We start from the raw sequence: 452 nt of genomic DNA, 5'->3' as shown, positions 1-452 counted from the left end.
CTCGAAGATGGACTCCATCGCGCACATGATGGAGAAGACCAACCAAGAGGACGACATGCCCCATCCAGGCCGGCATGGTGTCGAAGTCCATCGAGAGCGCCCAGCGCCAGGTGGAGTCCATGCACTTCGCCGCCCGTAAGAACGTGCTGGAATACGACGACGTCATGAACCTCCAGCGCAAGGCCATCTACGAGGAGCGCAACGCCATCCTGGACGGCAAGTCCATGACCGAGCGCATTCCCGGCATCATCCGCGACGCCGTGGACACCATCGTGGGGGAGTGCTGTCCCGGGAATTCCGCCAGCGACGACTGGGATGTGCGCACCATCGATTTGTGGGCCGCGAACATGACCGGCTGCAACGATTTCTCCGAGGCGAAGGTCGATCACGAGGACGAGGCGGAAAACGTCGCCGAGGCTTTGAACGACTTCCTCACCTGGATTTACGAGCAG

General features: G+C 61.1%; 1 pseudogene. It reads left to right on the top strand.

Annotated features, from left to right (window positions below):
• Window positions 1-74: 74 nt before the first annotated feature.
• Window positions 75-452 (top strand): annotated as a pseudogene (locus NE591_RS12380) (preprotein translocase subunit SecA); the annotation flags it as partial.

The sequence above is a fragment of the Adlercreutzia sp. DFI.6.23 genome (assembly GCF_024462535.1).
GTDB classification, from domain to species: domain Bacteria; phylum Actinomycetota; class Coriobacteriia; order Coriobacteriales; family Eggerthellaceae; genus Adlercreutzia; species Adlercreutzia rubneri.
Note: the sequence above shows the minus strand (reverse complement) of the source record. Positions and strands in the feature narration are given on the sequence as shown.